The following is a 282-nucleotide window of genomic DNA, read 5'->3' on the forward strand; positions in this document are numbered from 1 at the left end:
GCTGCGTAGGGATCGTGCTGGACATACTGGTGATTGCGATCATGCTGCTTGGTTGCGTAACTCTAAGAATTCAATTGGGCGCACACGATGTTGCTCCCGCGTTGTCCAACCTGATCATGAGTGTGTACACGGTTGTAGCCGTCACCTTTATGTTCGTGATGGATAGAAACAAACTAAGGAACACTAAATGAGTACTCATGTCTTAAAGCTTGATGAGAACTTTCTTGGCGCTCTGGCCCGTCTTAGCTCAGGGGTGCGCGAGGAAGGTCGCAAGGTGACGGC

1 protein-coding gene is annotated in these 282 nt (G+C 50.4%); it reads left to right on the top strand.

What is annotated here, in order from left to right:
• A partial coding sequence (locus AC1RPR_RS08765) for a hypothetical protein (RefSeq protein ID WP_481763565.1) occupies positions 1 to 191 on the top strand: 191 nt, incomplete at its 5' end.
• Between the last annotated feature and the right edge of the window lie 91 nt (positions 192 to 282).

Source organism: Dellaglioa sp. CoH-57-MRSF-22 (assembly GCF_056781895.1).